Annotated in this window: 2 protein-coding genes, 1 tRNA gene and 1 other RNA gene; 2 read left to right on the forward strand and 2 right to left on the reverse strand. The window is 68.9% G+C overall.

Annotated features, from left to right (window positions below; translation table 11 throughout):
* Positions 1–911: 911 nt before the first annotated feature.
* Positions 912–1799, reverse strand: coding sequence for a prohibitin family protein (locus RH94_RS24935; RefSeq protein ID WP_073950112.1), 888 nt, complete (start codon positions 1797–1799; stop codon positions 912–914).
* A gap of 200 nt (positions 1800–1999) precedes the next feature.
* Positions 2000–2084 (reverse strand) — tRNA-Ser (locus RH94_RS24940).
* 73 nt (positions 2085–2157) lie between these two features.
* On the opposite strand from RH94_RS24940, the gene ffs reads away from it, so the two are divergent.
* Both ffs and RH94_RS24950 read left to right on the forward strand, forming a co-directional pair.
* Positions 2158–2252, forward strand: an RNA gene (ffs, locus tag RH94_RS24945) — signal recognition particle sRNA small type.
* A gap of 64 nt (positions 2253–2316) precedes the next feature.
* Positions 2317–3587, forward strand: a 1271-nt coding sequence (locus tag RH94_RS24950) for a DNA polymerase III subunit gamma and tau (RefSeq protein ID WP_143204069.1), incomplete at its 3' end; no start/stop codon positions are given.

Consider the following 3587-nt stretch of genomic DNA (forward strand, 5'->3'; position numbering starts at 1 on the left):
GGGCGACCCGCCTCGCCCTCGCGCTCGAGGTGCCGCGCGGTGGCCCCGTTGGGCAGCAGGCTGATGGGTACGCGCTCGCCGGTCAGTGACAATTCGTAGCGCGCACAGTCGAGCCACCGGTCCTCGCTGTCGCAGTAGTAGTTGCGCCACCCTTGCAAGCTCGCCCTGAGCAGGGGGAAAAGGGGGCATGTCGCGGCATGCGAGCAACCCATGCTGCTCCCTTCTGGCCGGCGAACTCCGCCCGGCCGGGCGGGCGGTTGCCGTTCTCGGTTCTTGTCCTTACCGCGCCCGGTCGACGACCTCGAAGCGTCGGGAAATGCAGGCACAGCGCGTGCTGTGACTTGCCGTCACCGCGCTCGGCCGAGATGCAATCATTGTTTCGGTGGTCCGGGCAACTTTCGAGAACTTTCCTGCGCCACTTGGTGAGATATGCCATGCGATGGACGTGCCCGCCCATCTCCGATTCCCAGCATTCGCCTGTTCAAAGCAAGGTCGGCTCGATTGTGCCGATCCGATTCATTGTCTGTGGAGGTGATGCGGATATCGGATTCTTTTGTGGCGGGAATGTGAACGTTGTAAATCATGAACGAATGCGCGGGCCGACGGGAAGCGTGCGCCGACGTGCGCCTGCGTCCGGCCCGCCGGCCCACCGCCACCAGCGCATACCGGCCGTCGAACGCGGCCCGGACGGGGCGTGGGTGCCCTCCGGTGCGCGACGGGTCTCGCGCCGGTCGGACGGGGCGATGAATACGAAGCAGTCGCCACCGCCGGCGACCGGCGGTGGCGACTGCTTGATGTCACCTTGATGTCACCCGGGACGATCTCGGGTGCGACTGGGCCCGGGAACAGGTGCACCGGGCGTGCCCGTGCGGGCCGAGCGCGATGCGCCGGCCCGGCGCCGGCGAGAGGAATCAGTTCCGGCCGCTGCCGTTCACGATGACCGGGGTGCCGTTGCCCGAGCCGCAGGGCACGGCGTAGACCGCGTTCTCCTTGGCCGCTTCCCTGTACGCGTCGATGCACTGGTTCATCAGAACCTTGTCGGTCAGGGAGTCGTTGAGGATCTTGTTGGCGCGGGCGATGCCCTCGGCCTCGATCTTGCGGCGCTTGGCCTCCTCCTCCGCCGTGCGGGTCGCCTCGACGGCCCGCTCGGTGGCCTCCTTCTGCTGGATCTTGCGGTCGATCTGCTTCTGGAGGGCGTCCGAAGGCTTGACATTGCGCAGGTTCACGGCGGTGACGTCGATACCGCGGGGCGCGAGCCGCTCCTTGATCGACTTGCCGATCTCCGCGTTGATCTCCTCCCGGGCCGAGGCGTAGCCCTGCTCGCTGGTGTAGCGGGCGAAGACGTTCCGGACGATCTCCCGGCTGTCCGGGTAGACCAGTCGCTGCTGAATGGCGTCCTCGCTCCCCGCCAGCCGGTACAGCTCCGCCGCCTTGGCCGGTGTGACCGCCCACTTCACGGTCACCTCCGCGTACATCACACCCCCCTGGGAGGACCGCACCTCGACGACGTCCTTGTCGGAGAGGTTGAGGTCGACCGGACGGGTCGAGAAGGGCGTGACATCGGTGAACGGCGCCTTCAGGTGCATCCCGGACGTCATCGGCACACCCACTCTGCCGAACGTCACCGGTACGCCGACCTCGTAGGCGCTGACGACGTACACGGTGCTGGCGACGCCGCAGAGCACGCTGCCGAGCAGTGCGGCGCCGGCACCCAGCCGAAGCCGGAGCGAGTCCTGGGCACGGGCGACGAAGTACATCACCACGGCGGCGAGAACGAGCAGACATGACAGTACGAGCACGGTGACTCCCCCCTGAGAGACCTTGAGCGGCACCCCCCGGCGCCGCTCGTCAGTGGAGGATATGGCATCCGAAGTGCGCAAAGACCAGCGGGCGGTTCGCAAGCGGCGTCACGCTGCCCGGCGACGAACCGCGACCGGGGAACGACGAAGGTCCCGACCGCTGAGCGGTCGGGACCTTCGTCTGCCCTAGTGGGCCGAGGCGGAGGATACGAGATTCGAACTCGTGAGGGGTTGCCCCCAACACGCTTTCCAAGCGTGCGCCCTAGGCCTCTAGGCGAATCCTCCGCTGGGAACATTACATGACCGAGGGGAGTGCTCGCGAACTCGTTCCCTGCCGCCGTCATCGGGTAGGCTTCTCGCAGCCCCTCACGCGGCGCTATCTGACTGAACTCCCCCAGGGCCGGAAGGCAGCAAGGGTAGGTCGGCTCTGGCGGGTGCGTGGGGGGCCCTTGCGTTGCGAGGGGGCTCGCGTCCGCGGGCGGGCCGGTTGTCGGCGGGCGCCTATAACCTCGTAGGCGTGTCGTCTCTCGCGCTGTACCGCCGCTATCGCCCGGAGTCGTTCGCCGAGGTCATCGGGCAGGAGCATGTCACCGACCCGCTGCAGCAGGCGCTGCGGAACAACCGGGTCAATCACGCGTACCTGTTCAGCGGTCCGCGCGGGTGCGGCAAGACGACCAGCGCGCGCATCCTCGCCCGGTGCCTGAACTGCGAGGAGGGGCCGACCCCCACGCCCTGCGACGTGTGCGAGTCCTGCCGTGACCTGGCCAGGAACGGGCCGGGCTCCATCGACGTCATCGAGATCGACGCCGCTTCGCACGGTGGTGTGGACGACGCCCGTGACCTGCGGGAGAAGGCCTTCTTCGGGCCCGCGCGCAGCCGGTACAAGATCTACATCATCGACGAGGCCCACATGGTCACGTCGGCCGGTTTCAACGCGCTGCTCAAGGTGGTCGAGGAGCCGCCGGAGCACCTGAAGTTCATCTTCGCGACCACCGAGCCCGAGAAGGTCATCGGGACCATCCGGTCGCGGACCCACCACTACCCCTTCCGGCTGGTCCCGCCGGGGACCCTGCGGGACTACCTCGGTGAGGTGTGCCGGAAGGAGGACATCCCGGTCGAGGAGGGAGTCCTTCCGCTGGTCGTGCGGGCAGGCGCCGGGTCCGTGCGTGACTCCATGTCCGTCATGGACCAGCTGCTCGCCGGGGCGGGGGAGGAGGGTGTGACCTACGCCATGGCCACCTCGCTCCTCGGGTACACCGACGGCTCGCTGCTCGACTCCGTGGTCGAGGCCTTCGTCTCCGGGGACGGCTCCGGTGCCTTCGAGGTCGTCGACCACGTCATCGAGGGCGGCAACGACCCTCGCCGGTTCGTCGCCGACCTGCTGGAGCGGCTGCGGGACCTGGTGATCCTCGCCGCCGTCCCGGACGCCGCCGAGAAGGGGCTCATCGACGCCCCCGCCGATGTCGTCGAGCGGATGCAGGCCCAGGCCCGGTCCTTCGGCGCCGCCGAGCTGAGCCGCGCCGCCGACCTCGTCAACGAGGGACTGACCGAGATGCGCGGCGCCACCTCCCCCCGCCTCCAGCTCGAGCTGATCTGTGCCCGCGTGCTGCTGCCCGCGGCCTACGGCGACGAGCGGTCGGTGATGGCCCGTCTCGACCGGCTCGAGCGGGGCGTGAGCTTCTCCACAGGGACCGGGACGCCCGCGATGGGGTACGTGCCGGGGCCGGAGGCCCATGGCGGTCCGACGAGCGGCCCGACGGGCGGTGGCGGCGCGGCTCCGGCGGTACC

Source organism: Streptomyces kebangsaanensis (assembly GCF_001906585.1).
Classification (GTDB): domain Bacteria; phylum Actinomycetota; class Actinomycetes; order Streptomycetales; family Streptomycetaceae; genus Streptomyces; species Streptomyces kebangsaanensis.